31 protein-coding genes are annotated in these 25803 nt (G+C 37.9%); 29 read left to right on the top strand and 2 right to left on the bottom strand.

Going from position 1 to position 25803, the window contains the following annotated elements; translation table 11 throughout:
- Window positions 1–120: 120 nt before the first annotated feature.
- Both mntR and MOC86_RS13175 read left to right on the top strand, forming a co-directional pair.
- Window positions 121–540, top strand: a complete 420-nt coding sequence (gene mntR / locus MOC86_RS13180) for a transcriptional regulator MntR (protein ID WP_019391521.1) — start codon at window positions 121–123, stop codon at window positions 538–540.
- 119 nt (window positions 541–659) lie between these two features.
- Window positions 660–1544 (top strand): patatin-like phospholipase family protein, encoded by an 885-nt coding sequence (locus tag MOC86_RS13175; RefSeq protein ID WP_268584578.1) that lies wholly within the window; start codon window positions 660–662, stop codon window positions 1542–1544.
- 34 nt (window positions 1545–1578) lie between these two features.
- On the opposite strand, the gene MOC86_RS13170 is transcribed toward MOC86_RS13175, so the two are convergent.
- A complete protein-coding gene (locus tag MOC86_RS13170; protein ID WP_243517736.1) occupies window positions 1579–2001 on the bottom strand; it encodes an SA1362 family protein in 423 nt (140 codons plus the stop codon).
- 47 nt (window positions 2002–2048) lie between these two features.
- Window positions 2049–2990, bottom strand: coding sequence for a DUF1385 domain-containing protein (locus tag MOC86_RS13165; RefSeq protein WP_268584577.1), 942 nt, complete (start codon window positions 2988–2990; stop codon window positions 2049–2051).
- A 251-nt stretch (window positions 2991–3241) separates the two neighbouring features.
- Here MOC86_RS13165 and MOC86_RS13160 point away from each other — a divergent pair, with 251 nt between their 5' ends.
- The 27 genes from MOC86_RS13160 (at window position 3242) to spo0A (ending at window position 25777) form a co-directional block, all read left to right on the top strand.
- A complete protein-coding gene (locus MOC86_RS13160; RefSeq protein ID WP_268584576.1) occupies window positions 3242–3727 on the top strand; it encodes a YqhR family membrane protein in 486 nt (161 codons plus the stop codon).
- A gap of 67 nt (window positions 3728–3794) precedes the next feature.
- Window positions 3795–4238, top strand: a complete 444-nt coding sequence (gene aroQ / locus MOC86_RS13155) for a type II 3-dehydroquinate dehydratase (RefSeq protein ID WP_040056774.1) — start codon at window positions 3795–3797, stop codon at window positions 4236–4238.
- Window position 4239: 1 nt separating this feature from the next.
- Entirely contained in the window at window positions 4240–5304 is a 1065-nt protein-coding gene (locus MOC86_RS13150; RefSeq protein WP_268584575.1) for a M24 family metallopeptidase, read from the top strand.
- A gap of 23 nt (window positions 5305–5327) precedes the next feature.
- Window positions 5328–5885: an elongation factor P gene (efp, locus tag MOC86_RS13145; RefSeq protein ID WP_019391528.1), complete on the top strand. Its 558-nt coding sequence runs from the start codon at window positions 5328–5330 to the stop codon at window positions 5883–5885.
- A 113-nt stretch (window positions 5886–5998) separates the two neighbouring features.
- Entirely contained in the window at window positions 5999–6280 is a 282-nt protein-coding gene (locus MOC86_RS13140; RefSeq protein ID WP_061801950.1) for a YqhV family protein, read from the top strand.
- A 67-nt stretch (window positions 6281–6347) separates the two neighbouring features.
- A complete protein-coding gene (gene spoIIIAA, locus MOC86_RS13135) occupies window positions 6348–7268 on the top strand; it encodes a stage III sporulation protein AA (protein ID WP_268584574.1) in 921 nt (306 codons plus the stop codon).
- Complete coding sequence (gene spoIIIAB / locus MOC86_RS13130; protein WP_243517746.1) at window positions 7265–7777, top strand: stage III sporulation protein SpoIIIAB; 513 nt, start codon at window positions 7265–7267, stop codon at window positions 7775–7777. The genes spoIIIAA and spoIIIAB overlap by 4 nt, the downstream gene beginning before the upstream one ends.
- 20 nt (window positions 7778–7797) lie before the next feature.
- Complete coding sequence (gene spoIIIAC / locus MOC86_RS13125) at window positions 7798–8004, top strand: stage III sporulation protein AC (protein ID WP_019391532.1); 207 nt, start codon at window positions 7798–7800, stop codon at window positions 8002–8004.
- A gap of 21 nt (window positions 8005–8025) precedes the next feature.
- Window positions 8026–8412 (top strand): stage III sporulation protein AD, encoded by a 387-nt coding sequence (gene spoIIIAD / locus MOC86_RS13120; protein ID WP_019391533.1) that lies wholly within the window; start codon window positions 8026–8028, stop codon window positions 8410–8412.
- Between the two features lie 23 nt (window positions 8413–8435).
- Window positions 8436–9608: a stage III sporulation protein AE gene (gene spoIIIAE / locus MOC86_RS13115; protein WP_268584573.1), complete on the top strand. Its 1173-nt coding sequence runs from the start codon at window positions 8436–8438 to the stop codon at window positions 9606–9608.
- A gap of 11 nt (window positions 9609–9619) precedes the next feature.
- Entirely contained in the window at window positions 9620–10255 is a 636-nt protein-coding gene (gene spoIIIAF, locus MOC86_RS13110; RefSeq protein ID WP_268584572.1) for a stage III sporulation protein AF, read from the top strand.
- On the top strand, window positions 10245–10910 hold the full coding sequence (spoIIIAG, locus tag MOC86_RS13105) for a stage III sporulation protein AG (protein ID WP_268584571.1): 666 nt from the start codon (window positions 10245–10247) through the stop codon (window positions 10908–10910). The genes spoIIIAF and spoIIIAG overlap by 11 nt, the downstream gene beginning before the upstream one ends.
- A gap of 5 nt (window positions 10911–10915) precedes the next feature.
- A complete protein-coding gene (locus tag MOC86_RS13100; RefSeq protein ID WP_326847726.1) occupies window positions 10916–11494 on the top strand; it encodes a SpoIIIAH-like family protein in 579 nt (192 codons plus the stop codon).
- A gap of 242 nt (window positions 11495–11736) precedes the next feature.
- Window positions 11737–12228, top strand: coding sequence for an acetyl-CoA carboxylase biotin carboxyl carrier protein (accB, locus tag MOC86_RS13095; RefSeq protein ID WP_268584570.1), 492 nt, complete (start codon window positions 11737–11739; stop codon window positions 12226–12228).
- A 13-nt stretch (window positions 12229–12241) separates the two neighbouring features.
- A complete protein-coding gene (accC, locus tag MOC86_RS13090; protein WP_243517754.1) occupies window positions 12242–13597 on the top strand; it encodes an acetyl-CoA carboxylase biotin carboxylase subunit in 1356 nt (451 codons plus the stop codon).
- Window positions 13598–13617: 20 nt separating this feature from the next.
- Window positions 13618–14022 carry an Asp23/Gls24 family envelope stress response protein gene (locus MOC86_RS13085; RefSeq protein WP_019391540.1) on the top strand — a complete coding sequence of 135 codons (405 nt, stop codon included), beginning with the start codon at window positions 13618–13620 and terminating at the stop codon, window positions 14020–14022.
- A 185-nt stretch (window positions 14023–14207) separates the two neighbouring features.
- Window positions 14208–14597, top strand: coding sequence for a transcription antitermination factor NusB (gene nusB, locus MOC86_RS13080; protein ID WP_268584569.1), 390 nt, complete (start codon window positions 14208–14210; stop codon window positions 14595–14597).
- Between the two features lie 74 nt (window positions 14598–14671).
- On the top strand, window positions 14672–15523 hold the full coding sequence (gene folD, locus MOC86_RS13075) for a bifunctional methylenetetrahydrofolate dehydrogenase/methenyltetrahydrofolate cyclohydrolase FolD (protein WP_243517757.1): 852 nt from the start codon (window positions 14672–14674) through the stop codon (window positions 15521–15523).
- Between the two features lie 18 nt (window positions 15524–15541).
- Window positions 15542–16891, top strand: a complete 1350-nt coding sequence (xseA, locus tag MOC86_RS13070) for an exodeoxyribonuclease VII large subunit (RefSeq protein ID WP_268584568.1) — start codon at window positions 15542–15544, stop codon at window positions 16889–16891.
- A complete protein-coding gene (locus MOC86_RS13065; protein ID WP_019391544.1) occupies window positions 16884–17123 on the top strand; it encodes an exodeoxyribonuclease VII small subunit in 240 nt (79 codons plus the stop codon). Before xseA ends, MOC86_RS13065 begins: the two co-directional genes overlap by 8 nt.
- Window positions 17120–17998, top strand: a complete 879-nt coding sequence (locus MOC86_RS13060) for a polyprenyl synthetase family protein (protein WP_268584567.1) — start codon at window positions 17120–17122, stop codon at window positions 17996–17998. Before MOC86_RS13065 ends, MOC86_RS13060 begins: the two co-directional genes overlap by 4 nt.
- A gap of 203 nt (window positions 17999–18201) precedes the next feature.
- Window positions 18202–20106, top strand: a complete 1905-nt coding sequence (dxs, locus tag MOC86_RS13055; protein WP_268584566.1) for a 1-deoxy-D-xylulose-5-phosphate synthase — start codon at window positions 18202–18204, stop codon at window positions 20104–20106.
- Window positions 20103–20927 (top strand): TlyA family RNA methyltransferase, encoded by an 825-nt coding sequence (locus tag MOC86_RS13050; protein ID WP_268584565.1) that lies wholly within the window; start codon window positions 20103–20105, stop codon window positions 20925–20927. The genes dxs and MOC86_RS13050 overlap by 4 nt, the downstream gene beginning before the upstream one ends.
- A gap of 198 nt (window positions 20928–21125) precedes the next feature.
- Window positions 21126–21575 (top strand): transcriptional regulator AhrC/ArgR, encoded by a 450-nt coding sequence (gene ahrC / locus MOC86_RS13045; RefSeq protein ID WP_019391548.1) that lies wholly within the window; start codon window positions 21126–21128, stop codon window positions 21573–21575.
- 14 nt (window positions 21576–21589) lie between these two features.
- A complete protein-coding gene (recN, locus tag MOC86_RS13040; RefSeq protein WP_268584564.1) occupies window positions 21590–23299 on the top strand; it encodes a DNA repair protein RecN in 1710 nt (569 codons plus the stop codon).
- A gap of 163 nt (window positions 23300–23462) precedes the next feature.
- On the top strand, window positions 23463–24740 hold the full coding sequence (gene spoIVB / locus MOC86_RS13035) for a SpoIVB peptidase (protein ID WP_268584563.1): 1278 nt from the start codon (window positions 23463–23465) through the stop codon (window positions 24738–24740).
- Window positions 24741–24985: 245 nt separating this feature from the next.
- Window positions 24986–25777: a sporulation transcription factor Spo0A gene (gene spo0A / locus MOC86_RS13030; protein ID WP_268584562.1), complete on the top strand. Its 792-nt coding sequence runs from the start codon at window positions 24986–24988 to the stop codon at window positions 25775–25777.
- Window positions 25778–25803 lie beyond the last annotated feature (26 nt).

Below are 25803 nucleotides of genomic sequence, written 5' to 3'. Positions count from 1 at the left end.
TCAACCGGGGCTCTCTCCTCGGTTGATTTGCTATTGTCGTTGCTTGTTTTTAAGGTTATTGTATAGTAAAATTTAAATGCAGTTTTACATAAAACAAATGGAAATAATGGAGGAGAAGTTATGCCAACGCCAAGTATGGAAGATTATATTGAACAAATTTATATGCTAATTGAAGACAAAGGGTATGCCCGAGTATCGGATATTGCAGAAGCCTTGGCTGTTCATCCCTCCTCAGTAACAAAAATGGTTCAAAAGCTTGATAAAGACGAATATTTAATTTATGAGAAATATCGCGGCTTAATTTTAACAGCAAAAGGCCAAAAAATTGGGAAGCGTCTCGTATATCGCCATGAATTGCTTGAGCAATTACTTCGAATCATTGGTGTTGATGAAGAGAATATTTATGAGGATGTTGAAGGAATTGAGCATCATTTAAGCTGGAATTCAATTGATCGTATTGGTGATCTCGTTCAATATTTTGAAGAAAATGAAGCGCGTGTTGAAGCTCTTCGTGCAACACAGCGTAAAAGTGAACAATAAATATAGAAACGTTAAGCACCAAGTGCTTAACGTTTTTTTATTGTTTTTATAAAGACGTGCATAAAGAAAGAAAGGTGCGATTAAAAATGTAAAAAGGCGGATTTTGAAGGGGTGAAACCTTGTACATAGACGGCGTTTTTGCAGGAGGCGGTATTAAAGGGTTTGCACTTGTGGGAGCTCTTCAAGCAGTGGAAAACAAAGGACTTATTTATCGCAGGTTGGCAGGAACGAGCGCAGGAGCAATTATTTCTGCTTTTATTGTTGCAGGCTATACAAGTAGAGATATACAAAAAATGTTAGAAGAAATGGAGCTCAGTGATTTGTTAGACAGCAGAGCCTCTCTTTTGCCTGCAAAGTGGGGGAAATGGCTTCTTTTATATTGGCGCCTTGGTTTATATAAAGGAGATCGCCTTGAACTTTGGATAGAGGAAAAGTTAAAAGCAAGAGGAATATATTCATTTGGAGATGTGCCAAAACATGCTTTACGTATTATTGCTTCAGATATTACGGATGGAAAGATTGTCGTAATTCCAGATGACTTGCCAAGCTACGGAATTAACCCTGAGAAATTTTCTGTAGCTAAAGCTGTGAGAATGAGCTGTAGCTTACCTTACTTTTTTGAACCTGTAAAGCTAAAAGCAAACTCAGGAGTCAAAATAATTGTAGACGGTGGAGTGCTAAGTAATTTTCCAATGTGGCTGTTTCAAAAACGAGATCAACCAAAAGTACGTCCTGTTCTAGGAGTGAAGTTTAGCTCTCCTGAAGATAGTGTGCAGTCAGCTGAAATCCATAATGCAATTGACTTATTTGGTGCTCTTTTTGATACGATGAAAAATGCACATGATGCTAGACATATTTCTAAAAAGCATGAACGAGATATTATTTTTCTGCCGGTTGATTCCACGCTTACAACGGAATTTGGGTTAACAGAAGAAAAAAAAGAAGAATTGATTTCTTTAGGCAGAGAGCGTGCAAATGCCTTTTTGAAAACGTGGACATATTAAAAAACCAGGTGACAGCTGTCACCTGGTTTTTTTATTAGAAAAGAGCTCTGTTTTTCTTTTTACCTTTTTTACCTTCGATGACCGTTAAGTGACTTGAGCTACGTTTTCGTTCTTTCGTAAAAGACTGACCAAGATTTTTGGCTTTACCTTGAATAGGCGTGATTTTTGGATTTTTAATCATACGCTTTTTTGGCTTAACTTTAGCTTTTTCTCGCGCTCTCAAACGAGATTTTGACTGCTTTACGGCTTGAGCGTATTTTCGATCATACGGAGAACTGGAGGGCTGACGACGGCCTAAAACAAAGCGATATACGAGATAAAAAATAATCAAGAAGAAAAAGATTGTTCCGATAGAGCGTAAGAGACTCCCTGGTTCAAACAAAATTGTATACAGAAAACCAACTACCCCAAGTGTAATGACGGCGTACACAACATACGTAACAAAAGAACGTCTCATTATCTTCACCTCCACCAAAGATGTACACTATTTATTGTAAAAAAGTTTTACACAACTTTATTTTGGGTTGTTCCGGCTTTTTTTTCTTCAAGAGCAAGTAGGCGTGAGAAAGAAGCAATCGCAACTTCTACTTGATCGTCTTTTGGTTCTTTCGTTGTTAAGAGCTGAAGCCATAACCCTGGGTAACCTAAATATTTTAGAACAGGGAAAGAGCTTAGTTTGTTTGTTAATTGCAATACTTCAAAAGAAAGACCAAGAACAACGGGGATAAGAGCGAGGCGATTTACAATCCTTACCCAAAGTGGATCAGTTGGAACTAGTAAATAAACGAACATACCAACAATAACAGTAAATAGAATAAAACTACTTCCGCATCTGTAATGAAGACGGGACTGGGACTGTACACCTTCTATTGTTAACTCTATTCCCTTTTCGTACGCATTAATAACCTTATGTTCCGCCCCGTGATACTGAAATACTCGTTTTATAAGCGGCGTTTGCGAGATTAAGAAAATATAGCAGATAATCAATAAAAATTTGAAGAAAGATTCAACAACTATCTGTGCCACATCTGAAGAAAAAATGGGCCTTGTTAGTTCTGCTAAAAATACGGGAACAAGTGTCATTAACACTTTACCAATGATAAAAGAGAGAACGCCTATAACAGCCACGCCAAGAATCATAGTTAGCTTTGATTCTTTTTTCTCTTTCAGTTTTTCATCTTCACTAGGATCAAGATCAAAGCGATCTGATGAAAAATTGAGATGTTTAGAACCGTTCGCTGTAGCTTCAACAATAGCCGCAATACCGCGAAGAAAAGGAACCTTTTTAATTTTTTTCAGAAATGGTGATGATTTACGGGGAGCTTCAAAGAAATCGATGCTTTGATCTTTTCGGCGGATAGCCGTAACGCACGAGGTTTTACCACCAAACATAACACCTTCCACAACAGCCTGCCCACCGTAAACGGGTTTTGAATTTTGAGCCATGATGTACAAACACCAACCTAACTAATGAATTGTGTATTAACTAAATTATTTCAGTAAAGAACAGTTCATTCAAATTTCTTTTTTCTTTGTGTCATTTATATTCTACAAGAAAAGGCAAGAAACCTCTAGGTTGTTGTATATTCTCTAGTTTAGACAAATTTTATGATAATTAGACTAAAACTAACAAACAATATAAAGGCAAATAGAATCTAGGTAAAAAGATTATACTAAAATTAGTGAGGTGAGAAAAGATGGAAAAAAATCAAGAGAAAAAAGAAAAGCTTCCTTCTTTTATGAATAAAGCGATTGTGATTGGTATTTCGGCAGGAGTTTTGTTTGGTATTTTAAGCTACATTGCATATGTGTTAAATTTGAGTGAAATTCGAGCAAATCTTATTTTAGAGCCTTGGACATTTGGAGAATGGAAACATCACATCATTGGACATATTATTGGAATTATTCTCCTTGCCATTATTTCTATTCCTGTTGCACTTATTTACTATGCACTACTACGAAAATTTGAAAGCATGTGGGTTGGGGCGGCATATGGTATTATACTTTGGGGCTTTGTTTTCTTTCTGTTAAATCCGATTTTTCCAAATTTAAAAGAGATTACAGACCTTAGTAAAGATACCATCATTACATCTTTTTGTTTTTACTTGCTCTATGGAATTTTTATTGGGTATTCTATTTCGTATGAAGAATCTGAATTGCGACGAATTAGTGCTTCCTCATAAGCTATAGCGCCTTCTTTATGATAAGATAAAGAAAGAACGGAATTTTTTGAAGCAAAGGGAGAGTGCTATGAAACAATTCTTAGTTATAAATGGACCAAATTTAAACTATTTAGGGAAGCGCGAGCCTGAAATTTACGGAAGTACAACGCTTGTAGATTTAGAAAACAGCTTAAAAACAAAAGGGGAAGCTCTCGACCTTTCTCTGGATTTTCTTCAATCCAACCATGAAGGTGTAATTATTGATGCTATGTACAAAGCAAATGAAACATGTGATGGAGTACTCCTAAACCCGGGTGCTTTCACTCATTATAGCTATGCGATTCGCGATTGTATTGCAAGCCTTAACATTCCGGTTGTAGAAGTTCATATTTCAAATGTTCATGCAAGAGAAGAATTCCGCCATACCTCTGTTATTGCACCAGTAAGTGCAGGTCAGATCGTTGGGTTTGGATTGTTTGGATATGAAATGGGAATTAATGCTTTAAAGAATATCGCGGAAGGGAAGGAATAGCATGTCAGAAAAACTAGTAAAACTTCGTGGAAGCTTTGAACAAAGAGGAATTGACGGTCTTCTTATCACAAGTAAATACAATCGTCGTTACATGACAAACTTTACGGGAAGTGCTGGAGTTGTTGTCATTTCAAAAGAAAAAGCCGTCTTTATTACAGACTTTCGCTACATAGAACAAGCAACAAAGCAAACAGAAGGATTTGAAATTGTCAAACATACTGGACCAATTGCAAAAGAAATTGCTTCTGTCGTTGAACAGTTAGGAATCGAAGCGCTAGGATTTGAAGAACATGCAATTACGTACGCTGACTTCTCCACATACCAAAAGGAAATCTCGGCCCAACTTGTTCCTGTCTCAGGTCTTGTAGAAAACTTACGCTTGATTAAGACTAGTGAAGAGATTAAGATATTAAAGGAAGCTACCAAGTTAACAGACGAAGCTTTTAATCATATTTTATCGTACATCAAACCCGGTGTAACGGAGCTTGAGGTTTCAAATGAGCTTGAATTTTATATGAGAAAACATGGCGCAGCGTCTTCTTCATTTGATACAATAGTTGCTTCAGGGTATAGAAGCGCTTTACCACATGGAGCTGCTAGCGAAAAAGTGATTAAGGAAGGCGAGCTTGTAACGCTTGATTTTGGTGCGTACTATAAAGGGTATTGTTCAGATATTACAAGAACAGTTGCTGTTGGCGACGTTAGTGATGAATTGAAGAACATTTATGACATCGTTCTAAAGGCGCAGTTGCGTGGCGTTGACGGTATTAAAAAAGGTATTACAGGAGTTCAAGCCGATGCCTTATCGCGTGACTATATTATAGAACATGGATATGGGGAATACTTTGGGCACTCCACAGGCCATGGAATTGGTCTTGAAGTTCATGAAGGTCCCGCTCTTTCAACTCGTTCTGATACTGTACTAGAGCCTGGTATGGTTGTAACCGTTGAGCCTGGTATTTACATACCAAATGTAGGCGGCGTTCGAATTGAAGATGATTTGCTCATAACAGATGAAGGCAATGAAAATTTAACATATGCCCCAAAAGAACTTATTATTTTATAAAGGTAAACTAGGAGGACTATTAGATGGTTTCAGTAAATGATTTTCGTACAGGGTTAACAATCGAAGTAGACGGAGGAATTTGGCAAGTAATGGAGTTCCAGCACGTTAAGCCAGGAAAAGGAGCTGCATTTGTTCGCTCTAAACTTCGTAACCTTCGTACAGGAGCTGTCCAAGAGAAAACATTCCGTGCAGGTGAAAAAGTAAACAAAGCACGAATCGATAATCGCAAAATGCAGTATCTATATGCAAATGGTGATCAACACGTATTCATGGATACAAACACATATGATCAAATTGAACTTCCGGAAGTTCAAATTGAATATGAGCTTAAGTTCTTAAAAGAAAACATGGAAGTAAGCATTATGATGTATGAAAGCGAAACATTAGGTGTTGAGCTTCCAAATAGCGTTGAGCTAACAGTAACAGAAACAGAACCAGGTATTAAAGGAGATACGGCTTCAGGTGGAACAAAACCTGCAACAGTTGAAACAGGTTTAGTTGTTCAAGTTCCATTCTTCGTAAACCAAGGAGACGTTCTTGTTGTTAATACAAGCGATGGAAGTTACGTATCACGTGCTTAATTGAAATTAAAAAGCAAGGGCCTATTAGGCTCTTGCTTTTTTTTGTGCATAAAAGTCAAAAAAAAGCATAGGTTGTACTAATATTTTGCTCTTAGGCGAGGAGAAGTGAACAGATGAGGCCTTTTTGGAATATGTTTGATACAACAATTATTACGATGGCGTGTTTGCGCTTTATCTCAGGATTTATTGAGCTAACAGCAGCAGTACTTATTCTTTTTGGGAACGATGTCAAGAAAGCTCTTTTTATCAACAGCTTATTAGCTTTAATTGGGCCGCTCGTTATGTTGGCCTCTATTTCAATTGGTCTATTTTCCATCGCAGATCAGCTTTCATATGGAAAGTTTGTGTTTATTGGCCTTGGAGTAGCATTTATTTTTATTGGCATTTACAAATAGCGTTCTGGCATTAAAATAGCCAAGCTTGCATACATTGAAAATAACTAAGTAGGCGAGGGGATTAAGGATGGAATCAGTTTTAAGTGTACTTCCTCAACATGTCGTAGAGCTCCTCAGGCGCTATATAGATGAAGATGTGCAAGAAATTCGGCTAAGGATTAACCGTCCTATTGAATTAATCAAAAAAGACGAGCCTATTTTTTATTCCGTATTACCTGTAAAAGAGGATTTCGTATATATGCTTAGTCAACTTAGTCAATCATCGATGTACATGCTTGAAGAAGAGTTACAAAAGGGCTATATCACAATAAAAGGTGGACACCGTGTCGGACTAGCGGGGCGGGTCATTACTGAGAATGGCAAAGTAAAAGCAATTCGTGATATTACGTCATTAAACATTCGAATTGCACGTGAGAAAATTGGAATTGGAGAAAGTCTAATCGACAGTCTTTACGATCGTAAATGGTTAAACACAGTCATTATTGGAGCTCCTCAATCTGGGAAAACAACCATGCTAAGAGATCTTGCCCGCCTTGTTAGCACAGGAGTAGAAAGAAAAAGAATTCCTTCGCAAAAAGTGGGGATTGTAGATGAACGATCGGAAATTGCAGGCTGTCTTGACGGAGTGCCACAGCATACGTTTGGCCCTCGGGTTGATGTGCTTGATGCATGTCCAAAAGCAGAAGGAATGATGATGTTGATTCGTTCAATGAGTCCGAACGTTCTTATTGTAGATGAAGTTGGACGAGTAGAAGATACAGAAGCTATTTTGGAAGCTGTTCATGCAGGAGTTAGCTTAATTTTAACTGCTCATGGAAGCTCTGTTAAAGATATGGCAACAAGGCCTTCATTAAAAGCGCTAATAGACGCTTGCATTATCGACCGTTTTGTACTTCTTTCAAATCGAAATGGACCTGGCACTGTCGAAGGGATTTTTCAGCAGGAAGTAAAACGAAAGAAAGATGGAATAGAAGGTGTAAGAAAATGAAACTTTTTGGGGCTTTGTTTATTTTAGTTGCGACAACATGGTTTGGATTTGATCTCGCAAAACAGCTCAATGCAAGACCAAAACAGCTTCGCCAGCTTAAAAGTGCTCTAAGATCACTTGAGGCAGAAATTATGTATAGTCATCGTCCTCTACCACAGATTGCCCGTTTATTAACAGAACAAGTACCAAAACCAATCGCTTCCTTTTTTGACTCTTTTGCAACATATTTAGAAAAAGGTCAAAAAAGTGCTGGAGAGGCTTGGCTGCTTAGTATAGAAGAAAATTGGCGTCTAACTGCTTTAAAGCAAGGGGAGAAAGAAGCTTTAAAACAATTTGGACAGACGCTCGGACAGCATGATCGGTATTCACAGCAAAAGCATATTGTGTTAACACTTAACCATTTAGAGCGGGAGGAAGCAGACGCTGTTGACAGGCAAACGCGCTACGAGAAGATGGTGAAAAGCCTAGGGTTCCTAACAGGGTTATTGTTAGTCATTTTATTACTGTAGCTGTAGGAGGATGAAACAAAATGGGGGTAGACATCAATACCATTTTTCAAATTGCCGGAGTAGGCATTATCGTTGCTTTTTTAGTAACCGTTCTAGAACAAATGGGCAAAAAAGATTTTGCAAACTGGGTTACGCTCATTGGTTTTATTTATATTTTGTTTATGGTCGCGTCAATTGTACAAGACTTGTTTCAAAAAATTAAATCTGTATTCCTTTTTCAAGGCTAAAGGAGGTGATGGGAGATTGAAATGATCCAAATTGTTGGCCTTGGTTTAATTGCCACGTTTTTAACGATTATTTTAAAAGAACAAAAATCCTCCATCGCTTTTCTTCTTGTTGTATTTGTTGGCTGCGTTATTTTCTTGTTTCTCGTTGATAAAATCAGCGAAATTATTGGAATGGTTGAAGTCCTTTCGCGTCAAGCCGGGGTCAATGTTATATATGTAGAAACTATTTTAAAGATTATTGGGATTGCTTATATTGCTGAATTCGGCGCTCAAATTACGAAAGATGCTGGACAAGGTTCCATTGCTTCAAAAATCGAGTTAGGAGGGAAAATCCTCATTTTATCAATGGCAATACCAATCTTAACAGTTGTGATTGAAACCATTATTTCAATGTTGCCAACAACCTAATGAATGAGGATTGAGGTGCGCACATGAAAAAGAAAAAAAGCTTATTTTGTTTAGTATTGCTGCTTTTTCTTTTTTTTCTACCTGACAGTGTACAAGCTTTTCCAAATGCTGATGAAATGGTAGATAAACAAGTGGATCAGCTTGGCATTGATGAGATAAAAGGGTTTTGGAATAATATCATGACAGAGTATGGTGGTTTTTTGCCGGAAAGTCAGAAAGGAAGTCTTGTCGAGTTTTTGAAAGGAGACAAAGAACTTTCGCTAGAGGAGTGGTTGAAAGGGCTTATGAAGTTCTTTCTTCACGAAATTATTGCAAATGGAAAACTCCTCGGTACGCTCATTATGCTCACAATCTTTTGCGTATTCCTCCAGAATCTTCAGAATGCATTTGAGAAAACAACCGTTAGTAAAGTAGCTTATGCACTTGTTTATCTTGTGCTTATTGTTATTGCTTTAAATAGCTTCCACATTGCTATCTCATATGCAACGGAAGCCATACAGACGATGATTCATTTCATTATCGCGCTTATTCCTCTTCTTCTAGCTCTTATGGCTTCTTCGGGAGGCGTGATGTCAGCTGCTTTTTTTCATCCAGTTATTATTTTTCTTATGAACACAAGCGGATTGCTTATTCAGTATGTTGTAATGCCGCTTTTATTTCTTTCTGCCCTGTTAAGCATTGTAAGTACAATTTCAGAACAATACAAAGTGACACAGCTTGCTCAGCTTATGAGAAATGTGAGTATTGGAGTTCTTGGTGGGTTTCTCACTATTTTTTTAGGCGTTATTTCTGTTCAGGGGACAAGCTCGGCTGTAGCAGATGGGATCACTGTGAGAACCGCAAAATTTATTACAGGAAACTTTGTTCCTGTTGTAGGACGGATGTTTACAGATGCAACAGATACAGTATTAAGTGCCTCTCTTCTATTGAAAAATACGGTGGGCCTTGTTGGAGTAGCGATTTTACTTTTTATTACAGCTTTTCCTGCTCTTAAACTCCTTTCAATTGCGATTATTTACAAGCTTGCTGCAGCTCTGATCCAGCCTGTTGGAGGAGGACCAATCATCTCCTGTTTGAGTATCATTAGCAGAAGCGTTATTTATATTTTTGCTGCTCTTGCTGTTGTTTCTTTAATGTTTTTCTTATGTATTACGCTTGTTATTACTGCAAGTAATATTACGATGATGGTCAGATAAGGAGGGTGTTGATGGGAGCGTTAACAGAATGGGTTACAAATATTATTCTGTTTATCTTGCTTGCTACCATTATTGATCTGTTGTTACCAAGCTCATCTATGCAGAAGTACGCAAAGATGGTTATTGGTCTACTTCTTATGCTTATTATTTTGACACCTGTTTTCAGCATATTCAAAGTGAACGTTGATAAACTGTTTACCGCCATTAACTCTTCTTCTATCTCTCAAGAAAACTCTTCAAAAAATTTGCTAGATTTAAAGAAAAAAGAAATACAAGCGTCACAAGATGCATATATTTTAGAACAGATGGCTGTCCAACTAGAAGAGGGAGTAAAAGAGGAGTTGGTGAAGGAGTATGGAGTAGAAGTTTCAGGCGTAGAAGTTCATATGAAAGACGAGAAAGGTGAAAAAAGTTTTGAAAATATTAGTTCCATCTCTCTGTCTGTTCAGCCAAAGGAGAATAAGCATACAGCATCAGTCTCAGAAGTTGAAGTTGTTTCCATTAATACGTCGGAACCTATTAAAAAAGAGAAAACAGAAAACGACGAGAAGCTAAAGAAAGTACAAAGTTTTCTTTCTAAAAAATGGGATATGGATAAAAAACAAATTATAGTCACAATGGGAGGAGGAGAAGCAGATGAGCGATAAGGAGAGCAACAAGAAAAAGAACTTCTTAGCGAGACTATCTTCTTCAGATCCACCTAAGAAAAACCGCAAGCTTGCATATGTGATTTTACTTTTGGCCGCTGGGGTTTTTGTCATGCTCTATGGGAATTTTCAAAGCTCAACAACAAAACTAGACGCCGTTGAAACGAAAGGCTCAGGAGATAGCCAACAAGAAACAGAGGAAGTAGAAACGTTTGGAAGTGGAAAAGAAAAGCAGGCTAGAACAATTTCAGACTATGAAAAAAAATACGAAGCAGAACTTACAGATGTGCTAGAAAGTATGATTGGCGTTGATAATGTGCAAGTATTTGTAAATGTTGATGCTACAGAAGAGAAAGTTTATGAGCATAACACAGTAAACCAAAGTCAAACAACAGAAGAAAATGATCGTGAAGGCGGTACAAGGAATATTGAAGATAACTCAGTGGATCAACAGCTCGTTATTGTTCGTAACGGTGATAAGGAACAGCCCGTTGTTGTAAAAACACTAAAACCTGATATTAGGGGCGTTCTTGTCGTTGCGAAGGGAGCTGATAATATAAAAGTGAAAAAGTCGGTTGTGGACGCAGTTACGAGAGTACTTGATGTTCCAAGTCATCGCGTGGCAGTCACGCCTAAAAAGACGAAGGGGGATTAAATTTTATGTTGCTGAAAAAACAAACCGTTTGGTTATTAACAATGCTTAGCTTAGTTGTTGTTTTATCTGTTTATTATATTACGTCTCCAAGCCCACAGAGTGATAACGTCGCTTTTACAGATAAAGAAGAAAGTAAAGAAAAAGAGAGCGCAAAGCAAACGGATAAAGAAACAGAGCAAAAGGGAGCTTCAACAACAGAGAAAAACGGTGAAACAGTTGTTTCAACTGTGGAAAATGAAGACCAATTTTTGGCGATGCGCATGCAAATTACAGACGAGAGAAGTAAAGAAATTGAGAAACTTGAGGACGTTGTCGCATCAAATGAGGCTTCAGTAGAAGAGAAAAGTGAAGCAAAGGACAAAGTAGAAGAACTTTCAAAACTCAATGAAAAAGAGCAAACAATTGAAACATTAATCAAAGAAAAAGGGTATGAGGATGCCCTTGTACGCGCTGAAGATAATGGGGTACGTATCGTTGTAAAATCAAAAGAAGATAGCAAAAAACAAGCAAATGAAATTATGAATATCGTGACGCAAGAAATTGGAGCTAAGAAAGTAGCGGTAGAATTTGAGCCTGTTAAATAATGAAATAAAAAAAGGCGACTTCTGTCGCCTTTTTTTATTTGAACTTATTTTGCATCCGAAGCAAGACTGAAATATAATAGTTAATGATAACACTAGGTAATAACTAGTACATTGTCAAAGAAAAGAAGTTTACTTAAAATAGAAAAGGACGGTTGTCAAAAGCATACGGCTGTTGAAATTTTAAGGACAGTTAGCGTATGATGTTAAGTATTCACTAGTCGATGAAATGGAGTGTAACAGAGATGTTAAAAATTCAAGAGATTCGCGAAATTATTCGCCTTGTTGATCAGTCATCTATCGAAGAATTTATGTACGAGCATGAAGGATCAAAAATTAAGTTAAAAAAGAAGGGTGCTCTTGCAGCACAACAGAAAGTAGTTATTCAGGAACAGCCTGTTCAACAAACACCGGCTCAGCCATCAGTGCAGCCTGTTGTGCAACAAAATGAACCACAACAACCGGTACATACAGAAGAGAAAAAAGAAGAGAGCAACCTTCATAAAATTACATCACCAATGGTTGGAACTTTTTATAATTCTTCTTCACCAGAAGCAGGTCCATATGTTCAAACGGGAACCAAAGTTAAACAAGATAGCGTAGTTTGTATTGTGGAAGCGATGAAACTATTCAACGAAATTGAGGCTGAAGTAACAGGTGAAATCGTTGAAATACTTGTTGAAAATGGTCAGCTTGTAGAATATGGTCAACCACTTTTCTTAGTTAAACCAGAATAAAGGGAGATCAATTATGATAAAAAAATTGCTTATTGCGAACCGCGGAGAAATTGCCGTAAGAATTATCCGTGCATGTAAAGAATTAAATGTCGAGTCTGTTGCGATTTATTCAGAAGCAGATAAAGAGTCACTGCACGTTCGTCTTGCTGATGAAGCATATTGTGTAGGTCCTACCGCTTCAAAAGACAGTTACTTAAATTTCACAAATATCATGGGTGTTGCAATGCTTACAGGATGTGATGCGATTCACCCTGGTTACGGATTTTTATCTGAGAACGCTGACTTTGCTGAGCTTTGCCGTGAGTGTAACGTAACGTTTGTTGGACCAACATCAGAGTCCATTTCAAAAATGGGTACAAAAGATGTGGCAAGAGAAACAATGCGTGAAGCAGGTGTACCGATTGTACCTGGATCTCAAGGAATTATTGAAAGTGTGGAAGATGCAGTTACAATTGCAGAGGAAATTGGGTATCCTGTAATTATTAAAGCAACAGCAGGCGGAGGCGGAAAAGGAATCCGTGTTGCGCGTGACGAATCTTCTTTAAGAAAAGGTGTAGAGATTACACAGCAAGAAGCCGCAACAGCATTTGGAAACCCAGGGGTTTATTTAGAAAAGTATATCGAAGACTTCCGCCACGTTGAAATCCAAGTGTTGGCAGATGAATTTGGTAATACCATTCACCTTGGTGAACGTGATTGCAGTATTCAACGCCGTCTTCAAAAATTAGTTGAAGAAACGCCTTCTCCAGCCCTTGATGGAGAAATGCGTGCGAAAATGGGAGAAGCTGCTGTTAAAGCAGCACAAGCTGTTCAATATAGAGGGGCTGGAACAGTGGAATTTATCTATGACTACCGTGAAAGAAAGTTCTATTTCATGGAAATGAACACGCGTATCCAAGTTGAACATCCTGTGACAGAAATGGTAACAGGTATTGACTTAATTAAAGAGCAAATCAAAGTGGCAAACCATGAGAAGCTCTCGTATACGCAAGAAGACGTTACATTTTCTGGATGGGCAATTGAGTGCCGTATCAATGCTGAAAACCCAGCGAAAAACTTCATGCCATCTCCAGGGGAAATCAATATGTATCTTCCTCCAGGCGGTTTTGGCGTTCGTGTTGATTCTGCGGTATACTCAGGGTATAAAATTCCGCCTTTCTACGATTCAATGATTGCTAAATTAATTGTTCACGCTCCAACGCGCGAAGAAGCTGTTGCAAGAATGAGAAGAGCTCTAAGCGAGTTTGTTATTGAAGGCGTAGATACAACAATTCCGTTTCATTTAAATTTATTTCAACATGAGAAATTCATTGAAGGGGAATTTAATACGAAGTTTCTAGAAGAACATGAGGTAATGAAAAGTAAGTAATTCTCAAGGAGGAATAGCCTATGAACGAAAATCATGTGTTAGATATGGGAGAAAATGAAAATGCGTTAGGGAAAGTAGAAATCGCTCCTGAAGTGATTGAAGTTATCGCAGGTATTGCCGCATCTGAAGTAGCAGGCGTTGGCCAAATGCGCGGAAACTTTGCGTCTGGCGTTGTTGAGAAGCTTGGGAAAAAGAATCACGGCAAAGGCGTCAAAGTAGAGCTTAGTGAAGAAGGCATTAAAATTGATGTGTTCTGCTCTATGAACTATGGCGTTTCTATTCCAACGGTTGCAAGTCAAGTTCAAGATAATATTCGAGAAGCGTTGAAAAATATGACAGCACTCGAATTAGCAGAAGTTAACGTTCATATCGTGGGCGTAATCTTTGAATCTCCTCAAAAGGAAGAAGAGATTGATTCTATCTAATGAAGGAGCTGCTCTTACAATAAGAGCAGCTTTTTTGCGAGTTTCTTTCTTGTTGTTTCCAATTCTCATTTCTGTGAAGATTCGGAAAATAACAATACGTGGATACGTTATGTACTCGCGGTAGGAAACTATGCTATTATCAGGATATGATAATTGGATAAGTTAAAAAAGGAGTATACCTATTTATGAAAAGACGTACAGCAAGGGAAAAAGCGCTTCAAGCTCTTTTTCAATGTGAGATTGGCCAAAATAGCCCCGAAGAAGCTATTGACAATGTAGTAGAAGAGGAAGCGGTTGATGCGTTTTTACGTCAGCTTGTTCTTGGGGTGTCAGAAAACAAAGAAGAGATTGACAGCTTGATTAGCGCAAACCTTGAAAAATGGACGCTAGATCGTCTAGCGAACGTTGACCGTATTATTTTAAGACTTGCGGTTTATGAAATGAAATATGAAGAAGACATTCCCAAAAATGTAAGCATTAATGAAGCCATCGAACTTGCAAAGACGTTTGGCGATGATCAATCAGGTCGTTTTATCAATGGCGTATTATCTAAAATCTCAGCATCAAATAGTTAAAAATCTTTTATAAAAGATTTAAAATAAAGTTATAAAACAACATACAGAGATGACAGAGAAGGAGAGAATGATCAATGAGTGCACAATTAATTAATGGTAAAGAACTAGCAAGTGAGAAGCGAGAAAGTATGAAAAAAGAAGTTGAAATGCTAAAGGAGCAAGGAGTTAAACCAGGCTTAGCTGTTATATTAGTTGGACAAGACCCTGCTTCAGAAACATATGTACGCAGTAAACATCGCGCTTGTGAAAATACAGGTATTCATTCGGTTTCAATCAAACTTCCAGATACAGTATCAGAAGAAGAACTACTTGGTCATATTGACAAGTTAAATGAAGATGATGCAATTGATGGAATTTTAGTTCAGCTTCCACTTCCAAAACATATTAATGAAGATGCTGTCATCGAGCGCATTTCTCCTAAAAAGGACGTTGATGGTTTTCATCCAATCAGCGTTGGTAAAATGATGATTGGTCAAGAAACATTCTTGCCATGTACTCCACATGGCGTATTAGAAATGGTTAGAAAAACAGGTATTGAAGTATCTGGAAAACACGTTGTTGTGATTGGGCGCAGCAATATTGTTGGGAAACCTGTTGGACAATTATTCTTAAATGAAAATGCAACGGTAACATACTGTCACTCTAGAACACAAAACATGCAAAAGCACACAAGAGATGCAGATATCCTAATTGTTGCGGTTGGAATTCCAAACTTTGTTAAAGCTCAAGATGTAAAAGAAGGAGCGGTTGTGATTGATGTTGGAATTAACCGCGTAGATGGAAAGCTTTGTGGAGACGTAGATTTTGAAGAAGTAAAAGAAGTTGCTGGTGCTATTACACCTGTTCCAGGTGGAGTAGGTCCGATGACAATTACAATGCTTTTAGAAAATACAATCCAGTCAGCAAAAGCTCGCGTTCGTTCTTAATAACAAGGGGGAAGTGTCATGAGCGAATTAAAGCCTTTAACAATTACGGCTTTAACGAAATATATCAAACGAAAATTTGACGTTGATCCCCATTTGCAAGATGTGTGGCTGAAAGGGGAAATCTCAAATTTTAAACAGCATAGCAGAGGGCATATGTATTTTACCTTAAAAGACGAGCATGCCCGCATGTCTGCTGTGATGTTTTCGAATCAAAATAAAAATTTGCCTTTTACCCCTGAAAACGGTATGAAAGTTCTTACAAGGGGAGAAGTTTCAGTTTACGAAGGAAGCGGCAATTATCAGCTTTATATTCGCGACATGCAGCCTGACGGAGTAGGAAGTCTTCATCTTGCTTATGAGCAGCTGAAGAACAAATTAGAGGGAGAAGGGCTTTTTGATCCTAGGATTAAAAAGCCTCTCCCTCTTTATCCTAACCTCGTTGGAGTTGTGACCTCTCCAACAGGAGCAGCTGTAAGGGATATTATGACAACGATTAAACGGAGATATCCTGTTGCTCAAATTATTTTAATTCCAGCTCTTGTACAAGGTGATCGCGCTCCTGCTTCAATTGTAAGTGGAATTAAAAAAGCGAAGGATATAAACGCGGATGTGCTGATTATCGGACGTGGCGGTGGTTCTATTGAAGAACTTTGGGGATTTAACGATGAAAAAGTTGCCCGAGCTATATATGAGTCAACGCTTCCTATTATTTCAGCTGTAGGTCATGAAACAGATTTCACGATTGCTGATTTTGTAGCTGACATGCGTGCTCCAACTCCTACTGCAGCAGCTGAACTAGCTGTGCCTAATTTAACGGAGGTACTTGAACGAATTAGCCAGCGGAAAATTCGCTTAACAAGAGCAATTTCGTCTCATATTACCGCAAAAAAGACGCGCTTAGAACGTACAGAGAAGTCGTATGCTTTTCGATATCCAACAAAGCTGCTAGAACAAAAGGAGCAGCAATTGGATCTTTTGCTTGATCGTTTACATAAGGAAAGTAAGCGTATTGCTATGAGAAAGGAAGAAAAGTTCTCTTACATAAAGCGTCGTCTTCTTACACATCATCCATACGCAAGGTTAAAAGAAGCTGACAGAGAACGAGAACGTTTAACACGCTTATTACAAAAAGATATAACAACAGTGTTGAATGCTAAAAAGATGTTGTTGTCTTCTCAGATGGCAAAGCTAAATGCGCTCAGTCCGTTAAAGATTATGGAGCGAGGATATAGCCTTGTATACAATGAAGAAGAAAAGCTCGTGAAAAGCACAAAAGGTGTAGCAAAAGGTGAAACGGTAACGCTACGCTTGAAAGATGGGTCCATTGATTGTCTTGTAGAAGACATAAGGAGTGGTGAGAATGAGTGAAGAAAAAGAATATACATTTGAAGAAGCGATGGAAGAACTTGAAAAAATCGTTGATAAACTTGAAGAAGGTGACGTTCCTTTAGAAGAAGCTATTGACCGATTTCAAGAAGGAATGAAACTTTCAAAATTTTGTCATGATCGGCTTCAAAAAATTGAAACGCAAATGGAGCAAATCTTGCAAGAAGATGGAAATCTTGCTCCTTTCTCTGTTGGAGAGGAAGGTGACAAATGATCGCGCTTGAGAGCTATTTAAAAGAATATAAAAAGTTAGTCGAAGAGCTTCTCCCAACACAAATCGAAGCGCTGCAGATGCCAAGTTTGCTGAAAGAATCGATGTTATACTCTCTAACAGCAGGCGGAAAGCGCATTCGTCCGATTCTTCTTTTAGCAACGCTTGAAGCATTCGGGAAAGATAAATCCCTTGGTTACGAAGCAGCATGTGCTGTTGAAATGATTCACACATACTCATTAGTTCATGATGACTTGCCAAGCATGGATGATGATGATTTAAGAAGAGGAAAGCCAACAAACCATAAAGTGTTCGGAGAAGCAGCCGCTATTTTAGCTGGCGATGCTTTGCTAACCTATAGCTTTCAAATCGTAACAAAAGCTAACCTTTCTCCAGAAATTAAGTTGCTTGTGATTGAAGAGTTAGCACGTGCAGCAGGTGCTGAAGGAATGGTTGGGGGGCAGATGGCTGATATTGAAGGCGAAGAGAAAAAGCTTTCGTTAAAAGAGTTAGAATACATCCATGAACACAAGACAGGAAAACTCCTTTCTTTTGGGATTATTGCTGGAGCAATTATTGCTGGAGCATCGGAAGATCAGCTTAGTCATTTGAAAAATTTCAGCTATCATCTTGGTTTAGCTTTTCAAATTCAAGATGACATCTTAGATATTGAAGGAAATGAACAGCTTCTTGGTAAACCTGTTGGAAGTGATACAGGTAATGATAAAGCAACATATCCAGCTCTTTTAGGTATGGAAAATGCAAAAGAGAAATTAAAGTATCATATGGATCAAGCCATTATGGAGCTTGAAAAAGCTGAAATTCAAGATAGCATGTTAAAAGAGCTTTCTTATTACATTGCATGGCGTCAGCAATAAAAGAATATCAAAAGCTAAAGATTGAGCTTGAGATGTTTTTATGCTACAATAATGTCACAATTATGCTATGGAGTGTTTAGTTTTTTTTGAAAATTAGAAAGTGATTCTTTCTTGCCGTTATCACGTTTGTGTTAGCGGCTCTTTTTTCAAGGAAGGCTACTAAAGTAGTGTGGCTAACTAAGTACGAAAGTGAGTGATCCGATTTGGATCTTACGTCAATAAAAAATCCGGCATTTTTAAAGAAAATGTCTACTAGTGAATTAGAGTCACTTGGAGAAGATATTCGACGCTTTTTGATCGAGAATCTGTCCGTTACAGGGGGCCACATTGGTCCGAATCTTGGGGTTGTTGAATTAACAATTGCGCTTCATAAAATTTTTGATAGCCCAAAAGACAAGTTTTTATGGGATGTTGGACATCAATCATATGTCCATAAAATTTTAACTGGGCGTGCCTGTAAATTCGATACATTACGTAAATACAAAGGATTATGTGGATTTCCGAAACGAAATGAAAGTGAACATGATGTTTGGGAAACAGGTCACAGTTCAACGTCTTTATCAGCGGCAATGGGAATGGCTATTGCAAGAGATCTGAAGAAAACAGATGATTATATCATTCCGATTATTGGTGATGGAGCTTTAACAGGTGGAATGGCTTTGGAAGCTTTAAATCATATTGGACATGAGCAAAAAGACATGATTGTTATTTTAAATGATAATGAAATGTCTATTGCCCCAAACGTTGGCGCACTGCATAATGTGCTAGGTCGTTTGCGCACAGCTGGCAAATATCATTGGGTTAAAGATGAGCTTGAGTTTTTACTTAAAAAAGTTCCATCTGTTGGAGGGCGTTTAGCTTCAACAGCTGAACGTGTAAAAGATGGTCTAAAGTATATGTTTGTATCAGGCATGTTCTTTGAAGAACTTGGGTTCACATATCTTGGTCCTGTTGATGGGCACAACTATGAGGAACTGTTCGATAATCTTCGCTATGCTAAAAAAACAAAAGGGCCTATCCTTGTGCATGTTTTAACGAAAAAAGGAAAAGGATACTTGCCTGCTGAAAGCGATAAAATTGGAACATGGCATGGTACAGGCCCTTACAAGATTGAATCAGGTGACTTCATTAAACCAAAAGACACGCCTCCAGCGTGGAGTAAAGTTATCAGCGATACTGTTCAAAAAGTAGCACGTGAAGATGACAGAGTTGTTGCAATAACACCAGCTATGCCTGTAGGCTCAAAGCTTGAAGCTTTCCAAAAAGAATTTCCTGAGCGCATGTATGATGTAGGAATTGCTGAACAGCATGCCACAACTGTAGCAGCAGGACTTGCTACACAAGACATGAAACCGTTTTTAGCTATCTATTCAACATTTTTACAGCGTGCATATGACCAAGTTGTGCATGACGTATGTCGTCAAAACTTGAACGTTTTCTTTGGTATTGATCGAGCAGGTCTTGTGGGAGCTGATGGTGAAACACATCAAGGCGTATTTGACATTGCCTTTATGCGCCATATTCCAAACATGGTTATGATGATGCCGAAAGATGAAAATGAAGGCCAACATTTAGTATACACAGCTCTTCAATATAACGATGGTCCAATTGCAATACGTTATCCACGTGGAAATGGACTTGGTGTTCCAATGGATAAAGAACTAAAAACAATTCCAATTGGAACGTGGGAAGTGTTAAAAGAAGGGCATGATGCCACAATCTTAACATTTGGCCCTTCAATTGAAATGGCCATGGAAGCGCGTGAAAAGATGGCGAAGAACGGAATATCTGTTAAGATTGTAAACGCTCGTTTTATTAAGCCGCTTGATCATAATATGCTTCATGAGCTTTTTAAAGAAAATAAGCCGATCATGACTATTGAAGAAGCTGTTTTAGAAGGTGGCTTTGGAAGTGCTGTATTAGAGTTTGCTTCAGATCATGGGTATGATAGTTCACTTGTTGATCGCATGGGAATTCCAGACTACTTTGTAGAGCATGGAAGCGTTGATCGCCTTCTAGAAGAAATTGAGTTTACAACAGAACATGTTGTAACTCGTTTACAAAAGCGTGTGAACGTAAAAAAGACTAAAGGACTTGAAGCAAGGTGACGAAAAAAGAACGTGTAGATGTGTTATTGGTGGAGCGTGGCTTAGTGGAAACACGTGAAAAAGCTAAACGCACTGTCATGGCAGGTCTCGTATATACAAATGAACAAAGATTAGATAAACCTGGAGAAAAAATTTCAGTTGATACACCTCTTACTGTAAAAGGAAAAGTAATGCCTTATGTAAGCAGAGGAGGATTTAAACTCGAAAAGGCGCTTAAGGAATTTGATCTTACTGTAAAAGATAAAATTATGTTAGATATCGGAGCATCGACAGGTGGCTTTACAGATTGCGCTCTTCAAAATGGAGCACAGCTTTCTTATGCGCTTGATGTGGGATATAATCAGCTTGCATGGAAAATGCGTCAAGATGAGCGTGTAGTTGTGATGGAAAGAACAAATTTCCGCTATGTAACACCAGATCAGCTACAGTTTGGAATGCCGCAATTTGCTTCTATTGACGTTTCTTTTATTTCTTTAAAATTAATTTTTCCGGTTCTTAAAACATTACTTGTCCCAAATAGTGATGTTGTTGCTCTTGTGAAACCACAGTTTGAAGCAGGACGCGAGCAAGTTGGGAAAAAAGGAATTGTCAGAGATCGAGCTGTACATGAAGATGTACTCCAAGAAATTTGTACATTTGTTCTTCATGAAGGATATGATATTGCTTCTTTGACGTATTCTCCAATTACAGGGGGAGATGGAAATATTGAATTTCTTCTTCATCTAAAGTGGAGTGGAGAAAAAGAAGTTGGCGAAACTTTTTCTGAAACAACAATAGAGCAAGCCGTAACACAAGCGCATGCGGCTTTAAAAAAAGGGTAATAAATTAAGCGGTGCTTTTTATAGCGCCGCTTAAAGTTTGTCATGGCTTGCTTTATAAGTTGTCTAAGCTGCGATAATTAGCTAACATAGTATTACATACATTGTTTTGTGAAAAAGGGAGAGCTTATAAAAAAACAAGAAAACTTTTTCTTATACATAGCTATAATTCAAATTCAAAGATTATGTGAGGTGTAAATGATGAATAAAGGACAGCGACATATTAAAATTAGAGAAGTTATTGCAAATAACGATATTGAAACACAGGATGATTTAGTCGATATTTTAAAAAGCTTAGGTTTTAATGTTACACAAGCAACAGTTTCCCGTGATATTAAAGAACTTCATCTTGTAAAAGTGCCAATGCTTGATGGGCGCTACAAATATAGCTTACCAGCTGACCAGCGTTTTAATCCTCTTCAAAAATTAAAGCGTGCTCTTACAGATGCATTTATAAAAATTGATGCGGCTGAGAATTTGCTTGTTATGAAAATGTTGCCAGGCAATGCGAACGTAGTTGGAGCTCTTATTGATCACTTAGATTGGGAAGAAATTTTAGGAACAATTTGTGGAGACGATACGTGTTTAATTATTTGTAGAACGTCTGAGGAAGCCAAAACGATTTCAAATCGCTTTTTAGAAATGCTGTAGGGATGTGAGTAGGAGTGTTAGCCGAACTATCGATTAAAAACTTTGCAATTATCGAAAGCCTATCTCTTTCATTTGAAAAAGGATTAACTGTTTTAACAGGGGAGACAGGGGCTGGAAAGTCTATTATTATTGATGCGATTCATTTACTTGTTGGAGGACGAGGCTCTGCTGAATTTGTTCGACACGGTACGGATCGAGCAGAAATAGAAGGGCTGTTTTTAATTGAAAAAAGCCATCCCTGCTTTGAAAAAACAGAATCGCTTGGAATTGAAGTGGAGGATGAGATGGTTGTGCTAAGGCGCTCGATTACAGCGAGCGGAAAAAGCATTTGTCGCATTAACGGAAAGCTTGTGACACTTGCAATTTTACGTGAAGTCGGTGGAACGCTTGTTGATATTCACGGGCAGCATGAACATCAAGACCTTATGAATGGTGATCGACACTTAACATTGCTTGATCAATATGGTGGTTCGACTATTGAAAAAGCGCTAGGGGTATACGGTTCGCTTTATGATGAATACATAAGTCTGAAAAAACAAATGGAAAAGCTAACGGAAAATGAGCAGCAAAGGGCCCATAGGCTAGATTTAATTCAGTTTCAGCTCAATGAAATCAAAACAGCTGAACTTGTACCAAAAGAAGATGAGAATCTTTTTGAAGAGAAAATTAAAATTTCGAACTATGAAAAGATTTATAGCTCGCTCAGAGATGCTTATTATGCTTTGCACGGGGAACAAAGAGGGCTTGATTTAGTATCTGTTGCAATGAACAACACAGGTGAGATTGCTGACCTAGAAGATGACTATAAAGAAATTTCAGAAACAGTGTCAAACTGTTTTTATCAACTTGAAGACGTCTCATACAGCATTCGCCAACAGCTTGATGCTTTAGAATTTGATCCAAATCGGCTTGATATTATTGAAGCTAGATTAAATGAGATCAATCACTTAAAGAGAAAGTACGGACAATCTGTAGAAGAGATTTTAGCATATGCTGATGCTATTGAAGAAGAAATTGATACGATTCAAAATAGAGATACGCATATTTCTAAAATTGAAAAACAGCTTGAGGCATTGATGAGTGAACTTTTTAAAGAAGCGAAAAATGTTTCTCATATTCGACAAAAGCTGGCTGAAGAGCTAACAGAAAAGATTCATCATGAGCTTCAAGCTCTTTATATGGCTAAAACCGTATTTAAAATTCAGTTTGCTAAATGTGGAGAAGAAGCGCCCCTTAGTGAAAAAGATGTAAAATTTACGAAAAGCGGAATTGATCATGTGGAGTTTTACATCTCAACAAACCCTGGTGAACCGTTGAAGCCTTTATCAAAAGTAGCGTCAGGAGGAGAGCTTTCTAGAATTATGCTCGCACTTAAAAGTATTTTCTCACATCATCAAGGTGTAACATCTATTATTTTTGATGAAGTAGACACAGGAGTAAGTGGGCGAGTTGCTCAAGCTATTGGAGAGAAGATTTACCAAATCTCAACAGGTTCACAAGTTTTCTGTATTTCTCATCTGCCACAGGTTGCAGCGATGGCTGATACGCACTTATTTATTGCTAAAAAGTCTGTGAATAATAGAACGCAAACAAGTGTTACACCGCTTAGTTCTAATGAAAAAATTATTGAAATTGGCCGTATGATCGCAGGAGTTGAAGTGACAGATTTAACAAAAGAACATGCAAAAGAGCTACTTGAGCTTGCACATCAGCTGAAAAAGTAGGGAGACAAATTCTCCCTACTTTTTCTCGTTTTTCGTAGTTATAATTGTGCGCAAAGAAGGTAACATTAAAGACATAAGCAAAAGCTTCATTTTACAATCTCAGGTGCTTATTTATTCAACGAAGAAGTGTGTGTGGCAGGAAGCGAGGAGAGTGAAATGTTCAATGGATAGATATAGAAAATGGATAGGAACAATTCTCCTTGTTTCGCTCATCGTAATAGGTTTTATACCAAGTGTGCAGCAATATGTAAAAATCCCAACAAACATCACCCTTTTTGAAAATCAAACGTTGCCCATTCAGTCCGCTCAGCAAGTGTCATCAAATCAGCCAAATGTTTCAGTAGAACCTGAAAAGGAAAGTTCAACATGGCAAGTTAGTGGTAATAATGCTGGAGAAAGCAAACTCGTTGTCCAAGCAGGCGCTTTTCCAGCAAAAGAAGTTGATGTAAAAGTTCTTCCTGATTTTAAAGTATATCCAGGAGGACAATCGATTGGAGTAAAACTTAACTCTAAAGGTGTTCTTGTTGTTGGATATCATCAAGTTGATACAAAAGACGGAAAAAAATCTCCAGGTGAAATTGCAGGAATCCAAGTTGGAGATATGATTACTGAAATTAATGGGAAAAACATCGAGAAAATGAGTGATGTAACTCCGTTTATCAAACAAGCCGGAAAAAATGGAGATCCACTTAACATCACAGTTACTCGTGATGACCAAAGTATTAAAACAAAACTTTATCCATTAAAGGATAAAGGAGATTATGCTTATCGAATTGGACTATATATTCGTGATTCAGCAGCTGGTATTGGTACGATGACTTTTTTTGAGCCGAATTCGAAAAAATATGGAGCTCTTGGTCATGTGATTTCGGATATGGATACGAAAAAGCCGATTGTTGTGAAAGATGGACAGATTATGAAGTCAACGGTCACGTCGATTGAAAAAGGAAGTGACGGAGCTCCTGGAGAGAAGATTGCTCGTTTTTCTTCGGAACGTTCTGTAATTGGTGACATTACGCGCAACAGTCCGTTTGGTATTTACGGGAAGTTAACGGAACAAGTAGAAAACAACATTGTGAACAAACCCCTTCCTATTGCGCTTTCACATCAAGTGAAAAAGGGGCCAGCCAAAATCTTAACCGTAATTGAAGAGAATAAAGTAGAAGAGTTTAGTGTCGAAATTGTAAGTACAGTTGATCAGAAGTTTCCAGCAACAAAAGGAATGGTAGTTAAAGTAACAGATCCAAAACTTCTCGAGAAAACGGGAGGAATTGTGCAGGGCATGAGTGGAAGCCCAATTATTCAAGATGGTCGCTTAGTTGGTGCTGTAACTCACGTTTTTGTTAACGATTCAACCTCAGGATACGGGGTCCATATTGAATGGATGCTAAACGAAGCAGGAATAGACATTTATGAACATCCACGACAAAAGGCGAGCTAATTATAGTTCGTCTTTTTTGTCATTTCTTCTTTTCTAAACATAAACCTTTTAACCTTTGTCATATTGTTTAAAGTGCTGACATTTCTTATCAATATAACGATATTTTTGTTAAAATGGTGGAAGGAATCACCTTTTATCCAAAAAATAAAAGGAAATGGTCTTGCATTGTCGAATTGTTCATTTAGAATAAGTTTAGAGACCTATCGACACAGTAGCTTATTATATGGGATCGAGGAGGAGTTATATTGAAAAAGATTAAGGTTTGCTTAGTTGATGATAACCGTGAACTCGTGAGCTTATTAGAAGATTACCTCTCAACACAAGAAGATATTGAAGTTGTAGGGGCTGCTTATAATGGCCAAGAGTGCCTTTCGTTAGTCAAAGAGCAAAAACCTGATGTGTTGCTATTAGATATTATTATGCCCCATTTAGACGGGATAGCGGTATTAACAAAGTTAAGAGAGATGGGGCTTGAAAAAACACCTAATGTCATCATGTTAACTGCGTTCGGACAAGAAGATGTAACAAAGAAAGCCGTTGACTTAGGTGCTGCATACTTCATCCTTAAACCGTTCGATATGGAGAACCTCGTCAACAATATCCGCCAAGTGAGCGGAAAAGCGCCAACTTTTACAACTCGCCCACAAAATTCAGCAATTAAAGTGCAACGAGAAAATAAGAGCAATAATTTAGATGCAAATATTACAAGCATTATCCATGAAATTGGCGTACCTGCTCATATTAAAGGATATATGTACTTACGAGAAGCTATTGCAATGGTATATAGAGATATTGAGCTACTTGGCTCTATTACCAAAGTTTTATATCCAGACATTGCTAAAAAGTATAATACAACAGCAAGTCGCGTTGAGCGTGCTATTCGTCATGCAATTGAAGTTGCATGGAGCAGAGGGAATATTGAATCGATTTCTTCGCTTTTCGGCTATACAGTAAGCATGAGTAAAGCAAAACCAACAAATAGCGAATTTATCGCAATGGTAGCAGATAAATTACGCCTTGAGCATAAAGCAAGTTGAAAGGGTTAGACCTACTGTAATTACAG

Origin of the sequence: Priestia endophytica (assembly GCF_026790145.1) — a bacterium.
Classification (GTDB): domain Bacteria; phylum Bacillota; class Bacilli; order Bacillales; family Bacillaceae_H; genus Bacillus_I; species Bacillus_I endophytica_A.
Note: the sequence above shows the minus strand (reverse complement) of the source record. Positions and strands in the feature narration are given on the sequence as shown.